Origin of the sequence: Variovorax sp. J31P207 (genome assembly GCF_030316965.1) — a bacterium.
Taxonomy (GTDB): Bacteria; Pseudomonadota; Gammaproteobacteria; order Burkholderiales; family Burkholderiaceae_C; genus Variovorax; species Variovorax ginsengisoli_B.
Map to the genome: position 1 here is coordinate 75,691 of NZ_JASZYN010000013.1, position 24,106 is coordinate 99,796.

Here is a 24,106-nt window from a genome sequence, read left to right on the forward strand (position 1 = left end):
CAAAGAATAGCATCGACAGGCGCCACCATCACAAGGACCTGCTGCATGACCCGACCAGAGACAACGCCCCGCCGCTCCCTCATTTCCGCCGGCCTGCTGCTTGGCCTGGCCCTGGCTTTGGCCGGCCCGGCACGGGCGGAGACTTTTCCCTCCCGGCTGGTCACGGTGATCGTGCCTTTCGCGGCCGGCGGCACGGTCGACAAGGTGGCGCGGCAGGTCCAGGAGCCGTTGCGGGCCCGGCTCGGCCAGCAGGTGCTGATCGACAACCGGGGCGGTGCCGGCGGCACCATCGGCATGGCGGCGCTGGCCAAGAGCGCGCCCGACGGCTACACGGTCGCCCTGGTGTTCGACTCCTACGCGACCGAACAGCACATCTACCCGAAGCTGCCCTACGCGACCTTGCGCGACTTCAGCGGCGTCAGCTACGTCGCCCGCTCGCCGATGGTGCTGGTGGTGCCGGCCGCCTCGCCCTACAAGACGCTGCAGGACTACGTGGCGGCGGCCAAGGCGAAGGGCGCGGTGTCGTACGCCTCGGTCGGCGCCGGCAGCTCGAACCACCTGGCGGCCGAACTGTTCCACGAAACCGCGGGCAGCCAGGGGCTGCACGTGCCCTTCAAGGGCGGCGGCCCGGCGCTGACCGACCTCATGGGCGGCCATGTCGATTCGATGATCGCCAGCCTGCCGCTGGTGCTGCAGCAGGTGCAGAGCGGCAAGCTGCGGGCGCTCGCCGTGACCTCGCCGAAGCGCAACCCGGCGCTGCCCGAGGTGCCGGCGGTGGCCGAGACCTACAAGGGCTTCGAGGTCTATTCCTGGGTCGGGATGGTGGCCCCCGCGAAGACGCCGGCACCGGTGCTCGACAAGCTGTCCGCCGACATGACCGCCACCCTGCGCGAGCCGGAAGTCGCGAAGCGGCTCGCGGACGGCGGCTTCGAAGTGGTGGCCGGGGGCCGCGACGCGATGAACCAGCTGATCAAGAGCGAAAGCGAACGCTGGGGCCGCCTGATCCAGGCTCGTAAGATAGTCGCCGAATGACCACCGATGCGGGTGCTGGCCGTCTCCAGTCCTTCAGCTTCGAAAGCCGCGCGCAGCGCGTCCTGTTCGGCCATGGCTGCCTGGCGCAGGTCGCCGACGAACTCGCCCGGATGGGCGCACGCAAGGCGCTGGTGCTGTGCACGCCGCCCCAGCGCGCCCAGGCCGAGCGCGTGGCCGACCTGCTCGGCGCCAGCGCGGCGGGCATCTTCGATGGTGCCGTGATGCACGTGCCGATCGAAAGCGCACGCGCCGCGCGAGAGGCGGCCGCGCGCCTCGGCGCCGACGCCGCGGTGGCGATCGGCGGCGGCTCCACCGTCGGACTGGGCAAGGCCATCGCGCTCGAATCGGGGCTGCCGATCCTGGCCATCCCGACCACCTACGCGGGCTCCGAGATGACACCGATCTACGGCCTGACCGAGAACGGGCTCAAGCGCACCGGCAAAGATCCGCGCGTGCTGCCGCGCACCGTCATCTACGACCCGGCCCTGACGCTGGGGCTGCCGGTCGGCCTGTCGGTGGTCAGCGGGATCAACGCCATCGCGCACGCGGCCGAAGGGCTCTACGCGGTGGACGGCAACCCGGTCTGCGACCTGATGGCGGTCGAGGGCATCGCCGCGCTCGGTCGCGCCCTGCCCGGCATCCATGCCAATCCGGCCGACACCCAGGCCCGCCGCGACGCGCTGTACGGCGCCTGGCTGTGCGGCACCGTGCTGGGCAGCGTCGGCATGGCGCTGCACCACAAGCTCTGCCATACGCTGGGCGGCAGCTTCAACCTGCCGCATGCCGAGACCCACACCATCGTGCTGCCGCACGTGCTGGCCTACAACGCCGCGGCCGCGGCCGGCGCGATGCAGCGCATCGCCGCGGCGCTGAACGCCGCCAGCGCGCCCCAGGCGGTCCATGCGCTGGCGCTGGCCAATGGCGCACCGGTCGGGCTGAAGCAGATCGGCATGCGCGAGCAGGACCTCGACCGCGCCTGCGAGCTGGCGCTGCAGAACGCCTACGCCAACCCGCGCCCGGTCGAGGCGCAGGCCCTGCGGCAACTGCTGCAGGATGCCTTCGACGGCGTGGCGCCGCGGATCTGATGGCCTCGCCCGACGCCGCGCCCACCCCGTTCGCGCGCCAGCTCGCGCACCAGTACGGGCTCGACGACGTGCCGGCCTCGCGCTCGCCCGGCCTGTCGCTCGACATGGCCAGCATGCACCACGCGCAGCCGCATCTGTTCGTGCTGGACCCGCTGCCGGCCGAGGACGCCTTCGTCGTCAGCGTGGAACTGGCACGGGCCGGCAGCCGGCGCTTCTTCCAGGGCAATGCCCAGACCTACCTCGGCCTGCTGGAGCGCGGCGCGGTCCATATCTCCGACCTCGCCGAGCGGCCATCGGCCTATGTGTGCAGTCCCTTCCATTCGGTGCTGTTCCGCCTGCCGCGCGCCGCGATGGACGACTTCGCGCGCGAAAGCGGCAGCCTCGCGATCGCCTCGCTGGACTGCACGCCGGGCGTGACCGACCCGGTGCTGGCCGGCATCGCGGCGGCGCTGCTGCCGGCGCTGGAGCGGCCGGCCGAGGCCTGCAGGCTGTTCCTCGACCACATGGCGCTGGCGCTGTGCGCGCACCTCGCCAGCACCTACGGCGGCGCCCGCAGGCGGCCGGCGACCGTGGCCGGCCTGGCGCCCTGGCAGGAACGGCGCGCCAAGGAGCTGTTGTCCGGAAACCTGGCGCGCCAAGTTTCGCTGGCCGAGGTGGCGGCAGAGTGCGCGCTGTCGCGCGGCCACTTCAGCAAGGCCTTCAAGGCGACCACCGGGCACTCGCCGCATGCCTGGCTGATCGAGCGCCGGATCGAGGCGGCGCGGCAGATGCTGCAGGCGTCGACCGCCTCGCTGTCGGAGATCGCGATCGCCTGCGGCTTCGCCGACCAGAGCCACCTGACGCGCGTCTTCGGCGCCCGCATGGGCAGTTCGCCCGCGCAATGGCGGCGGATGCGCCGCCACTGACCGAACAGGCTCTCAGGCCGCCGGCAGGATGTCCGGCAGCAGCGGCCGCTGCAGGCGGGCCCGCCACCACTTGAGCGCCTCCCCCACGGCGGTGCCGGTCTTCCAGGCCAGCCAGAAGCCTTCTTCGGGCCGCGCCTCTTCGAGCGACAGCTCGACCAGCTCGCCGCGCACCAGCGCCGCCCGCACGCAGGCGCGCGGCAGGAAGCCGTGGCCCAGTCCCTCGGCCTGGAGGGCGATCTTGGCCGCCATCGACGGCACGGTGATGCGCCGCTGCCCGGCCAGGAGGCCGATGGTCCGGTCGGACATCGAGCGGGCGCCGTCGCCGACCACCACCGCCGTGTGGTCGAGCAGGTCGGCGCGGGTCAGCGGCCGCTGCAGCATCGCCAGCGGATGGGTGGGTGCGACGCAGAAGACGAAGTCGAGGCTGCCCACCGACACCGCCTTGTAGCCGCCGCCCCCGGGCCCGTCGCCGGCGGCGACGATCAGGTCGGCGCGGCCGTCGCGCAGCGCCTCCCAGGTGCCGGTCAGCGTCTCGCAGGCGATCCGCAGGCGGGTGCCGCAGTTCAGGTCCTCGAAGGCCCGGATGTCGTGACTGAATGCCGAGGTCGGGATGAGCGAGTCGTGCACCAGCCGCAGCTCGGCCTCGAACCCGGTGGCGATCTGGCGCATGCGCGATTCCAGGTCGGCGGCGGCCGCCACCAGCCAGCGCCCTTCGCGCAGCATCTCGTGTCCCGCGGCCGTGAGGCTGACGCGCGGACCCTGCCGCACGAACAGCGCGATGCCCAGCTGCTCCTCGAGGCGGCCGATGGCGTACGAGATGGTCGAGGGCACCTTGTGCAGACGCTCGGACGCAGCGGCGAACGAGCCGTGGCGGGCGATCGCATCCACCAGTTCGATGGCTTCGAGGCTGAGTTTCAGCACGGCGGGTTCCTTCGCTTTGAATGATCGAAATTATCGATCATTGAAGCCGAAAATTGTCAGCATATGGCCATATCCGAGCGAGATACTAAGCGTACTGAATCGTGAATTTAATCGAACGAAAAACCCGAAAGGAACGCCCATGATCGAACTCCGCAAGGCAGACCAACGCGGCCTCGCCGACCACGGCTGGCTCAAGTCGCGCCACACCTTCTCTTTCGGCCACTACCATGACCCGAAGCAGCAGGGCTTCTCCGACCTGCTGGTGATCAACGACGACCGGGTGGCGCCCGAACAGGGTTTCGGCACCCACCCGCACCGGGACATGGAGATCATGTCGTACGTGCTCGACGGTGCCCTGGAGCATCGCGACTCGATGGGCACGGGCTCGGTCATCCGCCCCGGCGACGTGCAGCTGATGACGGCCGGCACCGGCGTGCGCCACAGCGAGTTCAACCATTCGAAAAGCGAGCCGGTGCACTTCCTGCAGATCTGGCTGGTGCCCTCGGTCCGCGGCGCGGTGCCGCGCTACCAGCAGGTGCACTTCGGCGCCGCCGAGAAGCGCGGCAAGCTGCGCCTGATCGTCTCGCCCGACAGCGCGCAAGGCTCGCTGTCGGTGCACCAGAACGCCCGCGTCTACGCCGGACTCTTCGACGGCGCCGAGAGCGCCAGCTTGCAGCTCGATCCCGACCGCTATGCCTACGTGCACGTGGCGCGCGGCAGCGTCGAGGTCAACGGCGAGCGCCTCGGCCAGGGCGACGGCGCCCGGATCCGCGACGAGCGCACCCTCAGGTTCGCGAAGGGCGACCAGGCCGAGGTGCTGGTGTTCGACCTGCGGCCGCGCGAACGGCCTTCGATGTAGCCGGACATCGCACTACAGTGCGGGGATGTCACCGGTCCAGAAGCACCTTGTCATCCACGGCGCCGTGCAGGGCGTGGGCTACCGCTGGTCGATGGCCCAGGCCGCCGAGGCGCTGGGCGTGCGCGGCTGGGTGCGCAATCGCCGCGACGGCACGGTCGAGGCCCTGGCCGTCGGCGATGCCGCGGCGGTGGAGGCGCTGGTGCGGTGGGCGCACCGCGGACCGCCGGAGGCGCGGGTCGATCGGGTGGAGGTCCTGGCGCCGCGCGATCAGGCCGGGGCGCCCGAAGGATTCGAGCAGCGGGCCACGGTCTGACGCCGTGGGTCGTCGACCGCCGGCTACGCCGCCTCGCCGAACACGATGCGGGCCGTGGCGGCGGCTTCTTTCCAGACCGCGTCGCGATTGCCCGAATAGGTCGGCGCCGGCGCGACCGCGACGACCAGCACGTTGACGGTGGCGCCACTGTAGTGCGCCCGAAGCAGCACCTTGCGCTGGGTCGCCGCGGTGACGGCACGGACTTCGACGCCGTCCATCGGCTTGAGGGGCACGTCTTCGCCGGGCGCCTCCAGATGCTTGTCGATGTCCGGCAGGCCCAGCATGAAGCGTTGCCCGATCTTGAATTCGAAGCCCACCGGGGCGCGAAGCTCTACCGAAAACGCCGGCAGCTTGCGCGGCCGTGTGAGAAGTTCCTGCTTGTCAATATGCATGGCGGCGAGTCTATGAGCTTCGAGCCGGGGCGGGAAGGGATCGCTGAATCCCATTGCACAATCTGTCAATTTCTTCCGGGCAGCGCATGCGAATCCACGAACTCAGACGGCGAATGCGGGACGCCGGCGCCGGCCCCCTCCACGAACACCGGATCCTGCGGCTCTGGTCCCATGCATTGCCCAGGGACAGCGGCCGGCGCCGGCCGGACACTTTTTTCCCGTCGTCACTGCTGGCCGCCCTGCCGGCCATCGAAGCCGAACTGGCGGGACTGGCGCGCATCCACGCGGTCCATCCCGGCGCCGATGGCTCCGAGCGGCTGCTCGTCGCCCTGGCCGACGGCCAGACCGTCGAGAGCGTGCTGCTGCCGCGGGACGGCCTGTGCGTCTCGTCGCAGGTCGGGTGTGCTGTCGGCTGCCAGTTCTGCATGACCGGCCGCGACGGCTTGCTGCGCCAGGTCGGTAGCGCCGAGATCGTCGCCCAGGTCGCCCTCGCGCGCGCGCGGCGCCCGGTCCGCAAGGTGGTGTTCATGGGCATGGGCGAGCCGGCCCACAACCTGGACAACGTGATCGAGGCGATCGACCTGCTCGGCACTGCCGGCGACATCGGCCACAAGAACCTGGTGTTCTCCACCGTCGGCGATCCGCGCGTGTTCGAGCGGCTGCAGCAGGAACGCGTGAGGCCGGCGCTGGCCCTTTCGCTGCACACGACCAAGGCCGCGCTGCGCCGGAAGCTCCTGCCACGGGCGCCGAACCTGACGCCCGAGGAACTGGTCACCGCCGGCGAGCGCTATGCCCGGGCGACCGGCTACCCGATCCAGTACCAATGGACGCTGCTGGAAGGCATCAACGACGGGGAAGACGAGCTGGAAGGCATCGTCCGCCTGCTCGCCGGCAAGTACGGCGTGCTGAACCTGATCCCGTTCAACGCGGTCGACGGCGTGCCCTTCGGTCGTCCGTCGTGGGAGCGCTGCAAGCAGATCGCCCGCACGCTGCACGAGCGCGGCATCCTCACCAAGCTGCGCTACTCGGCCGGCCAGGATGTCGATGGCGGCTGCGGCCAGTTGCGGGCGCGCGCGGCCCAGGTGCCCGTGCCGGTGCTGCTGCACCGGGCGCCGTAGGCGTCCACACCCATTCATTTCGTTGTCATTGCCGAGGCCTAGCCTGCGGCGGGGGCATGGGCGCGCTCGCGATCGTGTCCAAGCCCTCCAACGCAGCCTCGCAAGGCGCGAGGCCCTCCGCAAGCTCGATCAACCGAGGAGATTCGATGCAGGAACTCAATTTCACCCGGCGCCTGCCGCCGTTGCTGCTGGCGCTGGCCCTGTCCGCATGCGGGGGCGGCAGCGGCAGCAGCGGCCTCGGCGGCACGCCGGCCTCGACCGCCGGCAGCGCGGCCGCCGCGAAGACGGACCCGGCGGCCACCGCCGCCAGCGATTCGACGTCCGGCACCGCGGGCGAAGTCCGCTTCGCCCCCTGAACAACAAACGAGGAGAAGAACACATGACCTCACGCAGAAAGTTCATCCAGGGCGGCGCGACCGCCGGCATCGCAGCGGCCACGCTGGCATCGTTTCCGCCCAGCATCCGGCGCGCACTGGCCATCCCCGCGCACAACGCGACCGGCACCATCAAGGACGTCGAGCACATCGTCATCCTGATGCAGGAGAACCGGTCCTTCGACCACTACTTCGGCACGCTGCGCGGCGTGCGCGGCTTTGGCGACCGCTTCACGATTCCGCTGCCGGACGGGCGCAGCGTGTGGCAGCAGGACGACGCCGACGGCAACCCGGTGCTGCCCTACCACCTCGACAGCACCAAGGGCAATGCGCAGCGCGTCAAGGGCACGCCCCACACCTGGGTCGACGGCGAGAACGCCTGGGACGGCGGCCGCACCTACCAGTGGGCGCGCTTCAAGGGCGTCAACGCGATGAGCTACTACAAGGAAGCCGAGCTGCCGTTCCAGTTCGCCCTCGCCAACGCGTTCACGCTGTGCGACGCCTACCACTGCGCGATGCACACCGGCACCAACTCGAACCGGATGTTCCTGTGGACCGGCACCAACGGACCGACCGGCGCCGGCGTCGCCTCGGTGAACAACGAATGGGACTCGATCGACGCCTCGGCGCTCGGCTACGAGTGGAAGACCTACCCGGAGCGGCTGCAGGAAGCCAAGGTGAGCTGGATCGTCTACCAGAACATGCCGGACAACTACGGCGACAACCCACTGGCCGGCTTCAAGCAGTACCGCAAGGCCAACGAGGCGTCGGGCAAGCCGGTGAGCAACGACGCGCTGTCGCCGGCCTACGATCCGGCCAGCGACGATGCCGGCAACCCGCTCTACAAGGGCATCGCCAACACGATGCCGGGGACCTACCCCGATGCAGAAACGTACTTCGAACGCTTTCGCCAGGACATCCGCAACGGCAAGCTGCCGCAGGTGTCCTGGCTGGTGGCGCCCGCGACCTACTCCGAGCACCCGGGTCCGTCGAGTCCGGTGCAGGGCGCCTGGTACATCCAGGAGACGCTGGACGCGCTGACCGCGGTGCCCGAGGTCTGGAGCAAGACAGTGCTGTTCGTCAACTTCGACGAGAACGACGGCTACTTCGACCATCTTCCCTCGCCGGCCGCGCCCTCGCTCAACCCGGACGGCACGCCGGCGGGCAAGACCACCCTGAGCGACGCGGATGTCGCCTTCGAGCGCTTCACCTACCCGGCGCCCCCCGGCACGACGAGCCAGCCGCCATCGGACGGGCGGGTGTTCGGCCCGGGCATCCGGGTGCCGATGTACGTCATCTCCCCGTGGAGCCGCGGCGGCTGGGTGAATTCGCAGGTGTTCGACCACACCTCGGTGATCCGCTTCATCGAGAAGCGCTTCGGCGTGAAGGAGCCGAACATCAGCCCGTTCCGGCGCGCCGTCTGCGGCGATCTCAGCAGCGCCTTCAACTTCGAACGCCCCAACGACGAACGCCTGCCGCGGCTCGCCGGCCGGCAATCGAAGGCCCAGGCCGACGCCGCGCGCGCAGCCCAGGAGCAACTGGCCCAGGTGCTGCCGCCGGCCAACCCCTTGCTGCCGCGGCAGGCCACCGGGACGCGCCCTTCCCGCGCCCTGCCCTATGAACTGCACGTGAGCGCGCGTTGCGATGCGGGGCGCGGACGGGTCAAGCTCATCTTCGCCAACAGCGGCGACGCCGCCGCCGTCTTCCATGTCTACGACAAGCTCAACCTGGCGCGCCTGCCCCGGCGCTACATGGTGCAGAAGGATGCGCGGCTGGACGACGACTGGCTGGCGATGGCCGACAACGCCGGCAAGTACGACCTGTGGGTGCTCGGGCCGAACGGCTTCCATCGCCATTTCACCGGCGACCTGAACGCGCTCAGGGCGGCCGGCGCGGCGCAGCCCGAGATCCGGGTCGGCTACGAGCCGCGGCGCGGCGACCTCCACCTGAAGGTGCGCAACGACGGCGAGCGGGCTTGCACCTTCCTCGTCACCGCCAAGGCCTACCCGTTCGGCCGCGACGACCGTTCCTGGCGGGTCAAGGTCAAGGGCGGCGAAGACGCCGGCCGGCGCTGGTCGCTGGACGACAGCGGCCAGTGGTACGACTTCGAGGTCAAGTGCGACGCCGACCCCGGCTATTCGCGCCGCTTCGCCGGCCGGATCGAAACCGGAAGGCACTCCATCAGTGACCCGGCGATGGGATCGACGGACGCCTGAAATGGCTCAATGCGGCGACACCGCTTCCGCCAACTGGCGCAGCAGCGCGCCACCGTCGCCCCGCCAGGCGCTGCCATGCATGCAGGCCAGCACCTGCGGCGCGTGCGCGGCCAGGCCGGTCAGCAGCGCCGCCGTCTGCGGTGCGTGGGCGAAATAGTCCATCTGCTGGCGGAAGGCCTCGCTGGGGCCGAGGATGTCGGCCTCGGTCAAGGCCTGCTCGCTCGGCCCCGACTGCGTGAACAGGTCGCCGCAGAACAGGGTCCGGGTGCGGGTGTCCATCATCAGCCCGCATTCCCAGCCGTGCGGCACATGGGGCATGTCGAACCAGCGCACCGTGTGGGCGCCCAGCGCCAGTTCTTCGCCATCGGCCAGCGCACGCGGCGGCCGGTCGGCCAGGTCGCCCATCGAGACCATGGCCGCGACCTGCCCGCACAGCGGCACGGCGTGCGGCGCGGCGGCCAGCAGCAGGTTGATCGCGCCGCATTCGTCGGCCTCCACGTGCGACAGCGCCAGGTAGCGCAGCCGCTCGATCGGCATCACGCGCCCGATCGCCTCGCTCACCAGCGGGAACAGCTGGCGCGGACCGGTGTGGAACAGCAGCGGTTCGTCGTCCACCAGCAGGTACTGGTTGAAGCTGAAGCGCTGGCCATCGGGCAGCGGCACGGGGGTGTTGATGCGGTAGATGCCGGTGGCGATTTCCTGCACGTTGGTGCCGGCGGTGGCGTTGGTGATCATGCGGGGCTCCTTGGGTGAAAGACGGCCAGCGAGGCGCGAGACGGCCCGGTGGCGAACAAGGCCGCCGCTATGCTGCGCCCCATCCCGGCCGCCATGCAAGCCCGCCTCAGCTGAACAGCGCACCGTCGAGCGCGCTGCGCACGGTGCGCACCGTGAGAACCGCCAAGGCGACGCTCAGCAAGCCCAGCAGCACCGCGGCGAGCACCCCGTGCGGCCCGCTGGCGCGGAAGTCCGCGTACTTCAGGGCCGCGTTGACCAGCGCGGCCATCGGGAAGCCGATCGCCCACCAGGCCGCAGAAAACCCGATGCCGCGGCGGAACACCTTGGGCGCTACCACCGCGAACATGAACAGCGCGAAGTAGAAGAGCAGCGCGGCGAACCGGTCGATGCCGCCGACGATGTTGACGTAGGCCAGGAAGCCGACCGCGAAGGGCGCCACCAGGATCATCAGCGACGGCGTCATGGCCGGCACCAGCGGGTCGCGATGCACCAGCCGGCTGACGATCATCGCGAACAGCACCAGCGCCAGCACGGCGCCGACGGCGCCCGCGAACAGGTTGATCTCGGGGGCCCAGGCCATGGGCATGTGGCCGCCGGTGACGGCGATGTCCAGCGTCGCAACGCCCGGGATCAGCCAGGCCGGCATCGCGTGCGAGGCGTCGACCTGGCCCTTGAGCAGGCGCGACACGGCGACGAAGCTGAGCGCGAAGGCCGCCAGCACGCCGACGGTCCAGGTCGCCCGCGCCGCCGGCGCGCTGTAGGGCTCGACGACCGCCGACAGCAACAGCACCGAGATCGCGATGGTGCCGAAGAAATTGCCCGCCACCGGGTGATGGAACTCCGCCCGCACGGCCTGCGGATGCTGCGCGAGTTTCGTCAGGTAGCCGAGCGCGACGAGCACGAAGACGCCCAGCGCGAACGCGCCGATGGCCTCGCCGACGAAGGCCGGCGCGCCGAACCGGTCGTGCGCCAGTCGCCAGGCCAGGGCCAGCCCCGAGAGGCCCATGACCGAGGCGAACAGGTTGACGGGCAGGTTCCGTACCGATGACTTTCCGGACGGTTCGACGATCGGGCGGGACGGGTTCATCGATGGGGCTTGCATGGGGCTCCTTTGGCAGAATTTGCAGGTGCAGTTAGTTTCTGCCAAACTCCGCCGTGCTTCATGCCCCGCTGCGGGCCTTTCCTGCCAATCCTTGGGCTTTCTCGGCCATGCGCATCGCCATCCTCGCTTTTCCCCGGGTCCAGCTGCTCGACGTGGCCGGGCCGGCGGACGTGTTCGCCGAGGCCGGGCGCCAGCTCGGCCGGCCCGCCGCCTACCGGGTGCAGGTGATCGGCACCGGCGCCGGCCTGCTCAGGAGCAGCAACGGCCTGCGCCTGGCCGTTGACGCGACCGTGGCGACCCAGCGCGGGCGCATCGACACCTTGCTGGTCGCGGGCAGCCCCGACATCGAGGACATGGCCGGCGACCCGGCGTTGTACGACTGGCTGCGCCGCCAGTCCCGTACCGTGCGGCGCTATGGCTCGGTCTGCAGCGGTGCCTTCGTGCTGGCGGCCGCCGGGCTGCTCGATGGCAAGCGGGTGGCGACCCACTGGAACGCCACGGCCCGGCTGGCGGTGGCCTGCCCGCTGGCCAGCGTCGAGCCCGACGCCATCTATGTGAAGGACGGCAAGCTCTTCACTTCCGCCGGCGTGACGGCCGGCATGGACCTGGCCCTGGCGATGGTGGAGGAGGATCACGGCCGCGAACTCGCGCTGCGCGTGGCGCGCGAGCTGGTGATGTTCCTCAAGCGCCCCGGTGGCCAGAGCCAGTTCAGCGCCCACCTGGCGGCGCAGACGGCCGAGCGCTCCAGCGTGCGCGAGGTGCAGGCGCATGTGCTGGCGAACCTGAAGGACGACCTGTCCGTGCCCGCCCTGGCCCGCCACGCCGGCATGAGCGAAAGAAGCTTCGCGCGGACCTTCCGCAGCGAGGCCGGGACCACGCCCGCGGAGTTCGTCGAGAACGCGCGCATCGACGCCGCCCGCCGCCTGGCCGAAGCGTCGGACCTGCCCGCCAAGCGGCTCGCGGACGCCGTGGGCTATGCCAATGTCGACGGCTTCAGGCGCGCCTTCGGCCGGCGCCTGGGTGTGAGCCTGGTGGAATACCGGCGGCGCTTCGCGACCTGACGGCCGCCGCCGTGCGCGCACGTCAGAATGCGGGTCGACCCACGCTTGCTCCAGGAGTTGCCATGGATTCGATGCCCCCCAGCGCCGTTGTCGGAAGGCGAATTGCAATGAAGCGCAAGTTCGCACGCGCCCGGACCGTCCCGGCAGCCGCGACGGGCGCGCAGGCCATCGGCACCGCCGCCTTGGGCTCGATCGCTGTCGGCGCCCTGGCCTTCGGTGCCCTGGCCATCGGCGCTTTGTCCATCGGCCGGCTCTTCGTCGGCCGGGCTCGCATCCGGCGGCTGGAGATCGACGAACTCGTGGTTCGCCGCATCCGTGTCACGGAGCAGCTCACGGCCCCCTCGACGCCAGACCCGGCCCCGCGCTGATCACGCCACCGATGTTCACGCCGGTGTCATACCGGGCGCAGAGCATGCGGGCACGCTGATCAAGGCGTTCAGGAGAAGCTCATGTTCAAGAAATCGATGCTGCACGCGCTCGCCGCTGCGGCTCTGGTCCCCGCAGCCCATGCCGGTGTCGATCTGATCGCCATCGGCAGCATCAGCGGCAGCTACGAGGACCTGTCCACCCGCACTGCCGCGCCACTCGAGAACGGCGTGCCCGGCAACCGCCTCGGCGGACTGGGCTCGGGCCTGGCCTATGCCGGGGGCAACACATTCCTGGCGTTGCCGGACCGCGGCCCGAATGCCAAGCCTTACAACCCGCTGGTCGACGACACGGTCTCGTACATCGTGCGTTTCCAGACCCTTCGGCTCGCGCTCTCGCCGAGCGACGCCGGTTCGGCATTGCCGTTCACCTTGACGCCGACCCTGAGGAAGACGACCTTGTTGTCGAGCCCGACGCCGCTGGTCTACGGCAGCGGCGCCGGCCTCGGCAACAGGATCGACGGCGTGACGCCGATCGGCAGCGGCGCGCCGGCACTGAACGCGGCGCGCCATCGCTACTACTTCACCGGCCGCTCGGACAACTTCGATCCGACGCGGCCGTCGACCAACACGCTCAATGCACGCCTGGACCCGGAAAGCATCCGGGTGTCCAACGACGGCGAGCGCGTGTATGTGTCCGACGAGTACGGACCCTATGTGCACGAGTTCGAGCGCTCGACCGGCAAGCGTATTCGCAGTTTCAAGCTGCCGGCCAACCTGGCGATCACCCGGCTCAGCGCGCAGAGTGCCGTCGAGATCGCGGACAACACGGTCGGACGGGTGACCAACAAGGGCATGGAAGGGCTGGCCATCACACCCGACGGCCGGTTGCTCGTGGGCTTCATGCAGGCCAACCTCGAGCAGGACAAGAAGGGCAGCCTGCGCATCGTGACCATCGACACCTACACCGGCGCCACGCGGCAGTACGCTTACAAGCTCACCGACGGCTCGGGCGTCAGCGAAATCCTGGCCATCAACAACCACGAATTCCTGGTTGACGAGCGGGACGGCTCGGGCATGGCCGACACGCCCCTGCTGACCGATACCGCATCGGCCGCCAAGGTGAAGAAGCTCTACGTGATCGACCTCGATGGCGCCCGGGACGTGAGCGACCTGTCGGGCGACCTGTCGGCCTATGCCGTGACCAAGAGCGCCGCGCCCTTCCTCGACGTGGTGGCCAAGCTGACAGCCGCGGGCACCGATCCGCGACTGATCCCGTCCAAGATCGAAGGCATCGCGTTCGGCCCGGACGTCAGCATCAAGGGCGTCACCAAGCACACGCTCTTCGTCGCCAACGACAACGACTTCCTGGCGACGATCGCCGATCCGCTCAAGCTGCCGTCCGATGCCACGCGGACGATGGTTCCCAATCCGAACCAGTTCTACGTCTTCTCCTTCGACGATCACGACCTGCCACGCTACGTGCCGCAGAGGATCAACGACGAGCGCGACCGTGACCACGGGCGCGACCATGACGACGATGAGGATTGATCGGCCGCTGGCCCGCTCCCCAGCGGTGAAGCGACTGCTGCTGCCTGGCTTGCTGCTGGCGGCAGTTCTCGCCGGCCCGCTCGCCCGGGCCGGCGAGAACGGCGAGGAACAGACCGCCAATGTCGCGATGGAGGACACGCCGGCGCGTCGAACGCCGTCGCCTGCGGCGCCGCCGGAGCCGCAGCGCGATGCCGGACCGGGTCCGGGCGGCGCGATCTTCAACCCGCTGGCCCAAGTGGGCACCGCGGCGGCCGTGGCGGATCCAGCCATCCAGCCGGAGTCCGGCCCGGGCACGGGCACCACCATCGCGGTGGCGGTCGGCGCGCTGGCGGCCCTGTGGTACCTCGCGCGACGGCTGACGTAGGCGGCGGTCCTCAGTGAGGCGGCGGGCTGTCCAGCTCCAGCGCCAGGAAATGGTGCACCACCGGCGCCTCCGGCCCGATGTGAAAGCGCACCGCCTCGTGCTGCAGGTCGGCGTCGGCCTTCGACACCCGCTGGTGCTGGCGCAGGTGCTCGGCCCACGACTCGACCAGGAACCACTCCATCAGGCGCTCGGGCTCGCGGGTGTGCTCGGTGATGCCCCAGGCGTAGGCGCCGTCGCGGCGACGTTCCATCGACATCGCCTTCAGGGCCCGCAGGAACGCGGGCCGGTCTTCCTTGCGGATGCGGTATTCGATCTGCACCATGACCGGCCCGCGGTCGTTCGCGACCGGCGCGTCGAGCAAGGGTTCGGGCCAGTGGTTGGAGGCCTGCAGGTCGGCTTCGCCGGTCGGCAGCCGCACGCGATGGAAGACGAAGGCCACCACCGTGAGGCCCGCCGCGCCGACCAGCAAGGTGGCCGGCACGCCCATCTTCTGCGCCACCAGGCCCCAGCCGAGGCTGCCCGCAGCCATGGCGCCGTTGAAGACGGTCAAATAGATCGCCAAGCCGCGGCCGCGCACCCAGTTCGGCAGCACGCCCTGGGCGACGCCGTTGAGCGTGGTGAGCGCGATGATCCAGCCGCCGCCCAGCACCAGCATGAGCAGCACCGCCGCCCATTGCGGCGGCGCGCCGGCGAGCACCGCCATCACCCCCGCCGACAGCAGCGAGGCCAGCAGCACCAGGCCATCGGCGTCGAGCTTGGCACGCAGCCGCGGCAGCAGCAAGGCGCCGAGGATCGCCCCGACGCCCACCGCGCCCAGCATCAGGCCGTAGAAGCCCGCCGTGCCGCCGAGCATCCGGCGGGCCACCAGCGGCAGCAGCGCCCAGACCGAACTCGCAAACAGGAAGAACACCGCCGCACGCAGCAGGACCACGTGCAGCTCGCGGCTGGCGCGGGCATAGCGCAGGCCGGCCCGGAAGGCGCCGAAGAACTGCTCCGACAGGCCGGTGTCGGGCGTCGCCGGACGCTTCCACCACAGCAGCGCAGCGACCACGAACACATAGCTCAGCACGTCGGCGCCGTAGGCCGTGGCGGCGCCGAAGCTCGCCAGCAGCAGGCCGCCGGCCGCCGGCCCGATGGCGCGCGCGATGTTGATGCCGAGCGAGTTCAGCGCCACCGCGTTCTTGAGGTCGGCGCGCGGCACCAGCTCGGGCACGATCGACTGCCAGGTCGGCCCCATCAGCGCGGCGCCGATGCCGCCGACGAAGGTCAGCGCGATCAGGTACTCGACCGTCAGCGACTTGGTGCTGGCGAGCAGCAGCAGCGTGCCGCTGACCGCCGCCAGCATCAGCTGGATGAAGATCAGGAAGCGGCGCCGGTCGAGGATGTCCGACAGCACGCCGGCCGGGATCGCGAGCAGGAAGATCGGCAAGGTCGCCGCGGTCTGGACCAGCGCCACGGCGGTCGGGCTGGCCGACAGCTCGGTGACCATCCAGGCGCTGGCGACGTCGCGCATGAAGCTGCCGACATTGCCGAGCACGGTGGCTGCCCACAGGACCGCGAACACCGGCTGGCGCAGCGGCGCGAAGCTGCCGGACGCTGCCGGCACTGCCGGCGCTTGTTCAGCGCTCATGGCGCTCGCTCAGGTCGTGCCAGGCGACCAGCAGGAAGCCGCCGACCAGTCCCCAGTGCTCGAAAAAGGCATTGGCGACCATGAAGCGCTCGGGCATCGCGAGCTCCCAGAAGCGGTTGGCAACGAAGGTGGCCATCAGCGTGAAGCCGGCCAGGCCCAGGGCCCCGAGCCAGCGGTAGAAGCCCGTCAGGATCATCAGCGCGGCACCGAACTCGAAGACGATTACGGCCGCCGCCAGCGGCCCGGCCGGCGACAGGCCGAAATGGTTCATCTCGGCAATGGCCGACGCGAAATCCGTCGCCTTGTTGAAGCCGCCCTGGAGATAGGCGGCGCACAGGAACAGCAGTGCCAGCCAGTGCACGGCCGGATGCGTGAAGATCCGGCGCATCAGACCGCCCAGCAGGCGCAACCCAAAGCGCCCCAGAAGCTCTTGAGATCGGCCACCGGCAGCCGGCTCGACCACGCGGTCGCGTGCTGGTGGCCGTGCAGGTTGCAGTCGTTGGCGCAGGCGCAGTCGGCTGCCAGGCGGCGCACGGTCGCCTGCAGCGGCCGGCCTTCCTTGTCGCCCCAGCCCGCGTAGCCGCCGAAGCTGCGCACCGGCGACCAGTCGGGCATGGCCGGCGGCGGGGCGCCCTCGTCCTGCCCGGCGAACTCGCCGGCGCCCCAGACCACCTTGCCGCCGACCATCGTGAGCAAGGCCGTGGTATCGGCGATCTCGGATTCGGGGCAGGCGAAGAAGTCGCGGTCGGGCACCACCAGGTCGGCCAGCTGGCCGACCTCGATGCGGCCCTTCTTGCCCACTTCGTTGGAGAACCAGGTCACGTTCTCGGTCCACATCCGCAGCGCCGCTTCGCGGTCCAGGCAGTTGCGCTGGGGCGTGATCCGCAGGCCGCCGACGGTCTTGCCGGTGACCAGCCACGACAGCGACACCCACGGGTTGTACGAGGCGACGCGGGTCGCGTCGGTGCCGGCCGACACCTTGACGCCCTTCTCGAGCATCCGCTTCACGGGCGGCGTCGCCTCGGCCGCGGCGGCGCCGTAGCGCTCGACGAAATACTCGCCCTGGTAGGCCATGCGATGCTGCACCGCGATGCCGCCGCCGAGCGCCGCGATGCGGTCGATCGACTTCTCGGAGATCGTCTCGCAGTGGTCGAAGAACCAGTTCAGCCCGGCCAGCGGCGTGTCGCGGTTCACCTTCTCGAAGACGTCGAGCGCGCGCTCGATGGTCTCGTCGTAGGTCGCGTGCAGCCGCCAGGGCCACTTGTTCTGCACCAGCACCCGCACCACCTCCTCCAGCTCGCCCTCCATCTCGGGCGCCATGTCGGGGCGCGGCTGGCGGAAGTCCTCGAAGTCGGCGGCCGAGAACACCAGCATCTCGCCGGCGCCGTTGTGGCGGAAGTAGTCGTCGCCCTGCTTGTATTTCGAGGTCGCGGTCCAGTTGAGGAAGTCCTGCTTCTCCTGCTTGGGCTTCTGCGTGAACAGGTTGTAGGCCAGCCGGATCGTGAGCTGGCCGGCGTCGGCCAGCTGCTGGATCACCTGGTAGTCCTCGGGGAAGTTCTGGAAGCCGCCGCCGGCGTCGATCGCGCCGGTGACGCCGAGCCGGTTCAGCTCGCGCATGAAGTGCCGGGTCGAATTGAGCTGGTAATCGAACGGCAGCTTCGGGCCCTTGGCCAAGGTCGCATAGAGGATGCTCGCGTTCGGCTTGGCCAGCAGCAGCCCGGTCGGGTTGCCGGCGCTGTCGCGCACGATCTCGCCGCCGGGCGGGGCCGGCGTTTCCTTGGTGTAGCCGACGGCCCGCAGCGCGGCGCCGTTGAGCAGCGCCCGGTCGTACAGGTGCAGCAGGAACACCGGGGTGTCGGGCGCCACGGCGTTGAGCTCGGCGATGGTCGGCAGCCGCTTCTCGGCGAACTGGTGCTCGGTGAAGCCGCCCACCACCCGCACCCATTGCGGTGCCGGCGTGATCGCCACCTGGCGCTTGAGCATGGCCATGGCGTCGGCCAGGCTGCGCACGCCGTCCCAGCGCAGCTCGAGGTTGTAGTTGAGGCCGCCGCGGATGATGTGCAGGTGGTTGTCGATCAGCCCGGGCAGCACCGGGCGGCCGTGGAGGTCGACGACCCGGGTGCCGGCGGCGGCCAGCGGCAGGATGTCCTCGCTGCGGCCCACATGGGTGAAGCGGCCGTCGCGGATCGCGACCGCGCTGGCCGTCGGGTTGCTGCGCGCCAATGTCGTGAAGCGGCCGTTGTGCAGGATGAGCTCGGGGGCACCGGTGTCGACCATGTCGGATTTCCTGGGAGAGAGTTGCTGGGCCGTCGCCTGGCCGCCGAGCGCTGCGCCGAGCGTGCCGAGGAACAGCCGGCGGCGTCGAGGATCGAATTCGGCCGTCATGGGGTGTCGCGGTGCGCCGCCGCGGAGTCGGCCGCCGCGACGTCCACGGACTTCGCGCATTGAGGCAGTTCCCCGAACATGTGGGGCTTGACCTGGTGCTGCAGCCACGAGCCGGCGGCGTGGGACGGCTCGAGCAGGCGCTTGACCAGCGGCGGCAGCTGCTCGCCGGCCAGGATGCCGAGCAGGCCCACCAGCGCGATGATCGGCGGGGCCGGCGAGCGCACGCTGAACAGCGCATAGATCACGCCGACCAGGATGCCGAGCGCCAGCGAAACGAGGTAAGCCTTCATGGCCCGGCCCGCCCGCTCAGCCTTCGTGGGCGCCGAACATCGACTGGGCGTAGATGATCCCGAGCCCGTAGGCGCCGCCGAACTTCTTGGCAATGCCGGTGGTCATCTCGTAGGTGTCGGTGCGGGCCCAGTCGCGCTGCAGTTCCAGCAGGTACTGCAGCGAGGTCATGGGCTGGGCGCCGGCCTGCACCATGCGGTCCATGGCACGGTCGTGGGCCTCGGCCGAGACGTCGCCGCAGGCGTCGGCGATGACATACACCTCGAAGCCCTGGTCGAGCGCGGACAGGGCCGGGCCGACGATGCAGACGCCGGTCCAGAGCCCGCACAGCACGATGCGCGACTTGCCGATCTCGTTGACCCGCTTGATGACGGCGGCGTCCTCCCAGGTGTTCATCGAGGTGCGGTCGAGCATCGCCTGGCCCGGGAAGGCGGCCTTGATCTCGTCGAACATCGGGCCCGAGAAGCTCTTCTCGGCCACCGTCGTGAGGATGGTCGAGGCGCCGAAGCCGGCCGCCGCATGCGCCACCAGCGCCGCGTTGTTGCGCAGCGTGACGGCCTCGATCGAGTGCGTCGCGAACGCCATCTGCGACTGGAAGTCGATCATGACCAGGGTGTGGTCGGTGGGGGTGAGCAGCTTGGCGCCGGGCGCGGGCTTGGCGGTGATGGGCATGGCGGTGTCCTTGGTGGAGGGAGAGCAGGTCTGCGGCCCCCGAGACTAAGGCACGCCGGCTTCCCTGGCTTGAACAATGCGGCGCCGCTTTTTCGAATCGTGCGGTCGCAACACGCGCACCAGCATGGCGCACCCACCGGCCGCCGCCGCGGCTGCCGACGCCATATGCCAGGCACCGAACGCCTGCGGGCCCGCCAGCGACACCCCCAGGCCGAGCAGGAGCACCAGCGCGGCGCCCAGGCCGCTGGCGGCAAGCACCGCCGACGCCTTTCCGCCGTCCTCGCGCGGCGCCGTCGTCCGCGCGTGCCAGGCCACGCTCCACGCGGCGCCGTGGGCCAGCGTCTGGCCCCACCCGTCCAGCGCCGTTGCACCGGCCACCAGCAGCACGGCGCACAGCAGCGGCGCCATGCGCGTGGTCTCGATGCGCAGCAGCGCGAGCACCAGCGACGGCCCGAACATCGCCAGCAGATGGACGCCCAGCACGCCTTGCGCCGACAGGCCGTCCTCGCGGCACAGGTCGACCATCCAGGGCAGCCCGCACATCATCGGCAGCATCGCGGCCGAGGCCAGCAGCATCGGCCATTCCCGGGGCGTGCGCCACGCAGCCAGGGAACCGGCCGGCAGCGCGCAATCGCCGATTAGGGTGCGGGCCTGCAGGGCCGCCGTGGCGCGGCGCGGCAGCACGACCGCCAGCAGCACGCCCGCGACCGGTACGCCGACCATCAGTCGCGCAGCCAGGGCCTGGCGGTCGCCGATGTCGCCCAGCAGCAGCCAGGCCAGCAGCGCCCCGGCCGCCGCCGGCGCGACCGCCCTGCCCGGCCGTCCACCGGGGCCGCAGGCGCCGATCGCCGTCGACGCCAGGGCCACCCGCAGGACGCCGAGCACGAGCACCCAGCCCGCGAGCAGCGCGAAGGTGGGCCAGGGCCCCGGCCCCAGCCGCTGCGACAGGCTTCCCAGGCCGATCCAGCCCACGAGCAGCAATGCCCAGGTCAGGGCGGTCGCGCAGGCCAGCCGCAGCGCCCTCGCGTCGAAGCCTCCGGCGAGCGGCGGCATCGTCGGCGTCAGGCCGTCGCCGGCGCCGCGGGCCAGCGCAGCACATGCCCCGTGCGTTCGGCGAAGCGTTCGAGGTCCTCCGGCGTGTCGATGTCGACCCGAAAGCGCTGGTTGTCGGTGTCGAGCCAGCACACCCGCCCGGGGTTGGCTTCGCGCCAGCGCCGGCAGGCGCCATTGACGTCCCCGGCCAGCCACTGGTCGCGCAGGGCGGCCTCGAAGATGACCGGGTTGCCGGGCTCACCCGCCACCCGCGGCACCACCATCGACGCATCGCCGCGCTTCTTGAAGGCGCCGATCAGGGCCGTGATGTCTTGCGCGTTGATCATCGGCTGGTCGGCCAGCGCCACCACCACCGCGTCGAGCTTTCCGGTCAGGGCCTGCAGGCCGATGCGCACCGACGAGGGCTGGCCGTCGTCGGGCGACGGGTTGCGCGCCAGGGTGACCGGAAACTCGCGCACGGCCGCCTCGATCGCCTCCGCATGGTGGCCGAGCACCACCACCACCTCGTCGACGCCGGCGCCCGACAGCGCGATCAGCTGGCGCCGGATCAGCGGCACGCCGCCGAGTTCGAGCAGCGACTTGGGCCGCCCGCCGAGCCGGCTGCCCGAGCCCGCGGCCAGCAGCACGGCGCCCACCACGAGGCGCGAATAGAGCCCCCCGCCGCCCTTGAGGATGCAGCCCATGTCAGCCTCCGCAGCAGGCCGGCCTGGCCGGCAGCGGTGCGGCCCCTGCCGGCGCCGGCCCGGCCCCGGGCTCGACCTGCACCGCGGGCAGCGCCGCCGACTGGCGCCGGTTCGCGACCACCGCCGCCAGCACCGACAGCGCGATCTCCTCCGGCGTCGAGGCCGAGATCGGATAGCCCGCGGGCGCGACGATCTCGGCCACCGCCTTCGGGTCGGCGCCGGCGGTGACCAACGAGTCCTTGAGCACCTGTGCCTTGCGCGCGCTCGCCACGAAGGACACCTGCCTGGCCTTCAGCGAGAGCGCCAGCCCCAGCGCCTGCAGGTCGCGGCGGCCCTGGGTCGCGATCACCACCCAGGCCCCGGTGCCGACCTGCGGCAGCACGGTAGCGGCGTCGTCGCGGTCGATGACCCTGCAGGCATCCGGATGGTCCGCCGCCCGCGCGCCCTGCGCGACCAGGGTCACCGCGAAACCGACGCGCGGCGCCAGCTGCACCAGGCTGGCTGCGACCGGCGAGCCGCCGATCACCACCAGCTCGGCGCGCGGCAGCAGCGGGTCGACGAACAGCTCCAACGTGCCTCCCGAATGGCAGGCCATGCCGAACTCGAGCACGTCGTCGAGCTCGCGCTCGTGGCCCTGCTCGGCGGGCGCGATGCGGATCAGGCGGGCCCTGCCGTCGGCCAGCGCCTGGCGCACCGTGCGCACCACGGCCGGCTGCGCGCAGCCGCCGCCGACCCAGCCGTGCATCTCGCCATCGGCGGTGACGATCGCCTTGTCGCCCGCATGCGCGGACGCGGGCGCCAGCGCCTTGACGACGCTCACCAGGGCACAGGGCGTGCCGGCCTGCTGCAGCCGGCGCGCAGCCTCGAAGACGGTGTCTGCGTTGCTCATGTCGTTCTCCTTCGTGCGATGGCCTGCGAATCAGCGCAGGTGCTTCGCGAGATCGGCGAGATCGCGCAGGCTGTTGAGCCGCGAGAAGCCGTCGACCAGGGTGCGTTGCCCGATCACCGCCTGCATGGCCTGCGATGCCGGGGCCGCCTCGGACGGATGGAACCAGTGCAGCCGCGCGCCACGGGCCCGCACCCGGGCCAGCTCCGCGGCCAGCCGCTCGGGCGGATCGGCGTCGAAGCCGTCGGACAGCACCCAGACGCGCGCATTGCGCTGCAGCTGCGCGCGCGCATGCACCGCATGGAAATCGGCCACGCTGGTGGCGATGCGGGTGCCGCCGCCGAAGCCGGCCGTCACCGCATTGACCTTCTCCTGCACCGTCGCCGAATCGCTGCGCAGCAGCGGCGTGACTTCGGCCAGCCGCGTGTGGAACACGAACACCCGCGCATTCATGGCGGCGACAAAGGCCCGCGCGATGCGCAGGAACAGCTGCGCGTGGGTCTCCATCGAGCGGCTGACATCGACCAGGATGAACAGCCGCGGCCACTCGCGCCGCGGCGCGCGCCACACCGGATGGATCGGCAGTCCGCCGGTGCGCAGGCTGGCGCGCAGCGTGCGCCGCACGTCGAGCCGGCGGCCGTGCGCGTCGTCGTGCCAGCGCCGTGTGAGCCGCTTGCGCAGGCGGCGGGCGATCTGCTCGGCCAGGCCCTGCAGCAGCGCGAGGTCCTGCGGCAGCCATTGGGCGAGCGAGCGGTCGTGCAGCGCCTCGGTGCGGCTGGCGCCGCCCTGGGCGCGCTGCAGGGCCCCATCGTCCTCGGCCACGGGCGCCGCGCCGAGCGCGGTGTCGGCCTGGCCGGGCCGGGACGACGGCGGCTCGCCCGCCATGCGCTCGTGCAGGCTCTGCACCAGCTGCTGCAGGTTCCGGCTCGGCCGGGTCTGGCCGCCGACCCGGGTGCGGCCCCGGGTGCGATCCGGGTACCAGTAGCTGGAAAACAGCTCGGGCCAGCGCTGCCAGTCGCGCACGTCGTGGCAGGCGATCGCGCGCCAGGCCGGGTCGAGCCGGGCCGCACGCTCCACCGGCAGCCGCAGCGCCGCCTGCACGAAGGCCTGCTGCTCGGCGATGCCGACCTTCATGCCGTGGTCGCGCAGCAGCGCCGCGAAGCCGGCGATGCTCTCGAGCGGGCGGGCCACGGTGTTCATGACGATGCAGTCGTCGGTTGCGGCGCCTTCTCGGCGACGCCGACCGCGCGCCGGCCCTCGAGCAGCTGGCGCACGCGGTCCTCGCCGAGCTGGAACCGGTCTTCGCGCGTCTTGACCAGGCAGGCCAACGTGGCGGCGAGCGCCTGGCCATCGTCGGGCAGCGCCTTGAAGGACAGCCGGTGCAGCGCCCGCACCCAGTCGAGCGTCTCGGCAACGCCGGGCGTCTTGGCCAGGTCCTCCCGCCGCAGCCGCTGCACGAAGGCGACCGCCTGCTCGACCAGCGCGCCCTCGGCATCCGGCAGGGTCGCGCGCACGATCGCGATCTCGCGGGCCAGGCTCGGATAGTCGAGGTAGTGGTACAGGCAGCGCCGGCGCAGCGCATCCGAGAGCTCGCGCGTGCCGTTGCTGGTCAGCACGACCTGCGGCACGTGCTTCGCATGGACGGTGCCCAGCTCGGGCACGGTGATCTGGTAGTCGGCCAGCACTTCGAGCAGGAAGGCCTCGAAGGCCTCGTCGGCGCGATCGATCTCGTCGATCAGCAGCACGCAGGGCGCGTCGCTCGAGATGGCCTGCAGCAGCGGCCGCTCGAGCAGGTAGTCGCGCCCGAACAGGTCCGACTCCGTCAGGCCCCGGTCCTGCGTCTCGCCGAGGCGGATCGCCAGCAGCTGCCGACCGTAGTTCCACTCGTAGGCGGCCTGCGACAGGTCCAGCCCCTCGTGGCACTGGAGCCGCACCAGCGACTGGCCCCGGGCCCGCGCCAGCGCACCGGCGAGCGCGGTCTTGCCGACGCCGGCATCGCCTTCGACCAGCAGCGGCCGCTGCAGTTCGCCGGCCAGCCACAAGGTGGTCGCGAGGCTCTCGTCGGCGATGTAGCCGGCCCGGTGCAGCGACTCGCGCAGCTCGGCTTCGGTCATGG

General features: G+C 71.0%; 26 protein-coding genes. 12 read left to right on the top strand and 14 right to left on the bottom strand.

The window, feature by feature from the left end; translation table 11 throughout:
- Positions 1-45 precede the first annotated feature (45 nt).
- The 3 genes from QTI68_RS31745 to QTI68_RS31755 are packed head-to-tail and all read left to right on the top strand — an operon-like array spanning position 46 to position 3,022.
- A complete protein-coding gene (locus QTI68_RS31745; RefSeq protein WP_286527295.1) occupies positions 46-1,032 on the top strand; it encodes a tripartite tricarboxylate transporter substrate binding protein in 987 nt (328 codons plus the stop codon).
- Positions 1,029-2,117: a maleylacetate reductase gene (locus QTI68_RS31750; RefSeq protein WP_286527297.1), complete on the top strand. Its 1,089-nt coding sequence runs from the start codon at positions 1,029-1,031 to the stop codon at positions 2,115-2,117. Before QTI68_RS31745 ends, QTI68_RS31750 begins: the two co-directional genes overlap by 4 nt.
- Positions 2,117-3,022, top strand: coding sequence for an AraC family transcriptional regulator (locus QTI68_RS31755; protein ID WP_286527299.1), 906 nt, complete (start codon positions 2,117-2,119; stop codon positions 3,020-3,022). The genes QTI68_RS31750 and QTI68_RS31755 overlap by 1 nt, the downstream gene beginning before the upstream one ends.
- 12 nt (positions 3,023-3,034) lie before the next feature.
- On the opposite strand, the gene QTI68_RS31760 is transcribed toward QTI68_RS31755, so the two are convergent.
- Complete coding sequence (locus QTI68_RS31760) at positions 3,035-3,943, bottom strand: LysR family transcriptional regulator (protein ID WP_286527302.1); 909 nt, start codon at positions 3,941-3,943, stop codon at positions 3,035-3,037.
- 139 nt (positions 3,944-4,082) lie between these two features.
- Here QTI68_RS31760 and QTI68_RS31765 point away from each other — a divergent pair, with 139 nt between their 5' ends.
- On the top strand, positions 4,083-4,802 hold the full coding sequence (locus QTI68_RS31765) for a pirin family protein (RefSeq protein ID WP_286527303.1): 720 nt from the start codon (positions 4,083-4,085) through the stop codon (positions 4,800-4,802).
- A 25-nt stretch (positions 4,803-4,827) separates the two neighbouring features.
- Positions 4,828-5,115 (top strand): acylphosphatase, encoded by a 288-nt coding sequence (locus QTI68_RS31770; RefSeq protein ID WP_286527305.1) that lies wholly within the window; start codon positions 4,828-4,830, stop codon positions 5,113-5,115.
- 23 nt (positions 5,116-5,138) lie between these two features.
- On the opposite strand, the gene QTI68_RS31775 is transcribed toward QTI68_RS31770, so the two are convergent.
- The gene (locus tag QTI68_RS31775; protein WP_286527306.1) at positions 5,139-5,507 is read right to left on the bottom strand and encodes a hypothetical protein; all 369 of its coding nucleotides are present in this window, start codon (positions 5,505-5,507) and stop codon (positions 5,139-5,141) included.
- A gap of 86 nt (positions 5,508-5,593) precedes the next feature.
- Here QTI68_RS31775 and QTI68_RS31780 point away from each other — a divergent pair, with 86 nt between their 5' ends.
- The 3 genes from QTI68_RS31780 to QTI68_RS31790 all read left to right on the top strand — a co-directional run bounded on the left by QTI68_RS31780 (position 5,594) and on the right by QTI68_RS31790 (position 9,215).
- Positions 5,594-6,625: an RNA methyltransferase gene (locus QTI68_RS31780; protein ID WP_286527308.1), complete on the top strand. Its 1,032-nt coding sequence runs from the start codon at positions 5,594-5,596 to the stop codon at positions 6,623-6,625.
- Positions 6,626-6,771: 146 nt separating this feature from the next.
- Positions 6,772-6,981: a hypothetical protein gene (locus QTI68_RS31785; protein ID WP_286527310.1), complete on the top strand. Its 210-nt coding sequence runs from the start codon at positions 6,772-6,774 to the stop codon at positions 6,979-6,981.
- 23 nt (positions 6,982-7,004) lie between these two features.
- Entirely contained in the window at positions 7,005-9,215 is a 2,211-nt protein-coding gene (locus tag QTI68_RS31790) for a phosphocholine-specific phospholipase C (RefSeq protein WP_286527312.1), read from the top strand.
- A gap of 6 nt (positions 9,216-9,221) precedes the next feature.
- Here the strand turns inward: QTI68_RS31790 and QTI68_RS31795 are convergent, their stop codons facing one another.
- Positions 9,222-9,950, bottom strand: coding sequence for an oxygen-binding di-iron domain-containing protein (locus QTI68_RS31795; protein WP_286527315.1), 729 nt, complete (start codon positions 9,948-9,950; stop codon positions 9,222-9,224).
- Positions 9,951-10,056: 106 nt separating this feature from the next.
- On the bottom strand, positions 10,057-11,052 hold the full coding sequence (locus QTI68_RS31800) for an SLAC1 anion channel family protein (protein WP_286527318.1): 996 nt from the start codon (positions 11,050-11,052) through the stop codon (positions 10,057-10,059).
- A 107-nt stretch (positions 11,053-11,159) separates the two neighbouring features.
- Between QTI68_RS31800 and QTI68_RS31805 the strand changes: the two genes are divergently transcribed.
- The 4 genes from QTI68_RS31805 to QTI68_RS31820 all read left to right on the top strand — a co-directional run bounded on the left by QTI68_RS31805 (position 11,160) and on the right by QTI68_RS31820 (position 14,393).
- Positions 11,160-12,113: a GlxA family transcriptional regulator gene (locus QTI68_RS31805; RefSeq protein WP_286527319.1), complete on the top strand. Its 954-nt coding sequence runs from the start codon at positions 11,160-11,162 to the stop codon at positions 12,111-12,113.
- 107 nt (positions 12,114-12,220) lie between these two features.
- Positions 12,221-12,481: a hypothetical protein gene (locus tag QTI68_RS31810; protein WP_286527321.1), complete on the top strand. Its 261-nt coding sequence runs from the start codon at positions 12,221-12,223 to the stop codon at positions 12,479-12,481.
- Between the two features lie 81 nt (positions 12,482-12,562).
- Complete coding sequence (locus QTI68_RS31815) at positions 12,563-14,029, top strand: esterase-like activity of phytase family protein (RefSeq protein ID WP_286527323.1); 1,467 nt, start codon at positions 12,563-12,565, stop codon at positions 14,027-14,029.
- Complete coding sequence (locus QTI68_RS31820; protein WP_286527324.1) at positions 14,010-14,393, top strand: hypothetical protein; 384 nt, start codon at positions 14,010-14,012, stop codon at positions 14,391-14,393. Before QTI68_RS31815 ends, QTI68_RS31820 begins: the two co-directional genes overlap by 20 nt.
- A 10-nt stretch (positions 14,394-14,403) precedes the next feature.
- On the opposite strand, the gene QTI68_RS31825 is transcribed toward QTI68_RS31820, so the two are convergent.
- The 10 genes from QTI68_RS31825 to QTI68_RS31870 all read right to left on the bottom strand — a co-directional run bounded on the left by QTI68_RS31825 (position 14,404) and on the right by QTI68_RS31870 (position 24,104).
- On the bottom strand, positions 14,404-16,023 hold the full coding sequence (locus tag QTI68_RS31825; protein WP_286527326.1) for an MFS transporter: 1,620 nt from the start codon (positions 16,021-16,023) through the stop codon (positions 14,404-14,406).
- Positions 16,013-16,411, bottom strand: a complete 399-nt coding sequence (locus QTI68_RS31830) for a DoxX family protein (RefSeq protein WP_286527328.1) — start codon at positions 16,409-16,411, stop codon at positions 16,013-16,015. The genes QTI68_RS31825 and QTI68_RS31830 overlap by 11 nt, the downstream gene beginning before the upstream one ends.
- Positions 16,411-18,300, bottom strand: a complete 1,890-nt coding sequence (locus QTI68_RS31835; protein WP_286527514.1) for an amidohydrolase — start codon at positions 18,298-18,300, stop codon at positions 16,411-16,413. The genes QTI68_RS31830 and QTI68_RS31835 overlap by 1 nt, the downstream gene beginning before the upstream one ends.
- Positions 18,301-18,404: 104 nt before the next feature.
- Positions 18,405-18,698 carry a XapX domain-containing protein gene (locus QTI68_RS31840; protein ID WP_286527330.1) on the bottom strand — a complete coding sequence of 98 codons (294 nt, stop codon included), beginning with the start codon at positions 18,696-18,698 and terminating at the stop codon, positions 18,405-18,407.
- 16 nt (positions 18,699-18,714) lie between these two features.
- Positions 18,715-19,368, bottom strand: coding sequence for a hydrolase (locus tag QTI68_RS31845; protein ID WP_286527333.1), 654 nt, complete (start codon positions 19,366-19,368; stop codon positions 18,715-18,717).
- Positions 19,369-19,413: 45 nt separating this feature from the next.
- Positions 19,414-20,421, bottom strand: coding sequence for a hypothetical protein (locus QTI68_RS31850; RefSeq protein ID WP_286527335.1), 1,008 nt, complete (start codon positions 20,419-20,421; stop codon positions 19,414-19,416).
- A gap of 8 nt (positions 20,422-20,429) precedes the next feature.
- Positions 20,430-21,104, bottom strand: coding sequence for a nucleotidyltransferase family protein (locus tag QTI68_RS31855; protein ID WP_286527337.1), 675 nt, complete (start codon positions 21,102-21,104; stop codon positions 20,430-20,432).
- Between the two features lies 1 nt (position 21,105).
- Positions 21,106-21,993: an XdhC family protein gene (locus tag QTI68_RS31860; protein WP_286527339.1), complete on the bottom strand. Its 888-nt coding sequence runs from the start codon at positions 21,991-21,993 to the stop codon at positions 21,106-21,108.
- Positions 21,994-22,023: 30 nt separating this feature from the next.
- On the bottom strand, positions 22,024-23,190 hold the full coding sequence (locus tag QTI68_RS31865; RefSeq protein ID WP_286527341.1) for a vWA domain-containing protein: 1,167 nt from the start codon (positions 23,188-23,190) through the stop codon (positions 22,024-22,026).
- Entirely contained in the window at positions 23,187-24,104 is a 918-nt protein-coding gene (locus QTI68_RS31870; protein WP_286527345.1) for an AAA family ATPase, read from the bottom strand. The genes QTI68_RS31865 and QTI68_RS31870 overlap by 4 nt, the downstream gene beginning before the upstream one ends.
- Between the last annotated feature and the right edge of the window lie 2 nt (positions 24,105-24,106).

Bases quoted from the DNA above. Each gene is read 5' to 3' on its own strand.
- QTI68_RS31745 (WP_286527295.1), top strand. From the start codon at position 46: ATGACCCGACCAGAGACAACGCCCCGCCGCTCCCTCATTTCCGCCGGC.
- QTI68_RS31750 (WP_286527297.1), top strand. From the start codon at position 1,029: ATGACCACCGATGCGGGTGCTGGCCGTCTCCAGTCCTTCAGCTTCGAA.
- QTI68_RS31755 (WP_286527299.1), top strand. From the start codon at position 2,117: ATGGCCTCGCCCGACGCCGCGCCCACCCCGTTCGCGCGCCAGCTCGCG.
- QTI68_RS31765 (WP_286527303.1), top strand. From the start codon at position 4,083: ATGATCGAACTCCGCAAGGCAGACCAACGCGGCCTCGCCGACCACGGC.
- QTI68_RS31770 (WP_286527305.1), top strand. From the start codon at position 4,828: ATGTCACCGGTCCAGAAGCACCTTGTCATCCACGGCGCCGTGCAGGGC.
- QTI68_RS31775 (WP_286527306.1), bottom strand. From the start codon at position 5,507: ATGCATATTGACAAGCAGGAACTTCTCACACGGCCGCGCAAGCTGCCG.
- QTI68_RS31780 (WP_286527308.1), top strand. From the start codon at position 5,594: ATGCGAATCCACGAACTCAGACGGCGAATGCGGGACGCCGGCGCCGGC.
- QTI68_RS31785 (WP_286527310.1), top strand. From the start codon at position 6,772: ATGCAGGAACTCAATTTCACCCGGCGCCTGCCGCCGTTGCTGCTGGCG.
- QTI68_RS31790 (WP_286527312.1), top strand. From the start codon at position 7,005: ATGACCTCACGCAGAAAGTTCATCCAGGGCGGCGCGACCGCCGGCATC.
- QTI68_RS31795 (WP_286527315.1), bottom strand. From the start codon at position 9,950: ATGATCACCAACGCCACCGCCGGCACCAACGTGCAGGAAATCGCCACC.
- QTI68_RS31800 (WP_286527318.1), bottom strand. From the start codon at position 11,052: ATGCAAGCCCCATCGATGAACCCGTCCCGCCCGATCGTCGAACCGTCC.
- QTI68_RS31805 (WP_286527319.1), top strand. From the start codon at position 11,160: ATGCGCATCGCCATCCTCGCTTTTCCCCGGGTCCAGCTGCTCGACGTG.
- QTI68_RS31810 (WP_286527321.1), top strand. From the start codon at position 12,221: ATGAAGCGCAAGTTCGCACGCGCCCGGACCGTCCCGGCAGCCGCGACG.
- QTI68_RS31815 (WP_286527323.1), top strand. From the start codon at position 12,563: ATGTTCAAGAAATCGATGCTGCACGCGCTCGCCGCTGCGGCTCTGGTC.
- QTI68_RS31820 (WP_286527324.1), top strand. From the start codon at position 14,010: ATGACGACGATGAGGATTGATCGGCCGCTGGCCCGCTCCCCAGCGGTG.
- QTI68_RS31825 (WP_286527326.1), bottom strand. From the start codon at position 16,023: ATGAGCGCTGAACAAGCGCCGGCAGTGCCGGCAGCGTCCGGCAGCTTC.
- QTI68_RS31830 (WP_286527328.1), bottom strand. From the start codon at position 16,411: ATGCGCCGGATCTTCACGCATCCGGCCGTGCACTGGCTGGCACTGCTG.
- QTI68_RS31835 (WP_286527514.1), bottom strand. From the start codon at position 18,300: ATGGTCGACACCGGTGCCCCCGAGCTCATCCTGCACAACGGCCGCTTC.
- QTI68_RS31840 (WP_286527330.1), bottom strand. From the start codon at position 18,698: ATGAAGGCTTACCTCGTTTCGCTGGCGCTCGGCATCCTGGTCGGCGTG.
- QTI68_RS31845 (WP_286527333.1), bottom strand. From the start codon at position 19,368: ATGCCCATCACCGCCAAGCCCGCGCCCGGCGCCAAGCTGCTCACCCCC.
- QTI68_RS31850 (WP_286527335.1), bottom strand. From the start codon at position 20,421: ATGCCGCCGCTCGCCGGAGGCTTCGACGCGAGGGCGCTGCGGCTGGCC.
- QTI68_RS31855 (WP_286527337.1), bottom strand. From the start codon at position 21,104: ATGGGCTGCATCCTCAAGGGCGGCGGGGGGCTCTATTCGCGCCTCGTG.
- QTI68_RS31860 (WP_286527339.1), bottom strand. From the start codon at position 21,993: ATGAGCAACGCAGACACCGTCTTCGAGGCTGCGCGCCGGCTGCAGCAG.
- QTI68_RS31865 (WP_286527341.1), bottom strand. From the start codon at position 23,190: ATGAACACCGTGGCCCGCCCGCTCGAGAGCATCGCCGGCTTCGCGGCG.
- QTI68_RS31870 (WP_286527345.1), bottom strand. From the start codon at position 24,104: ATGACCGAAGCCGAGCTGCGCGAGTCGCTGCACCGGGCCGGCTACATC.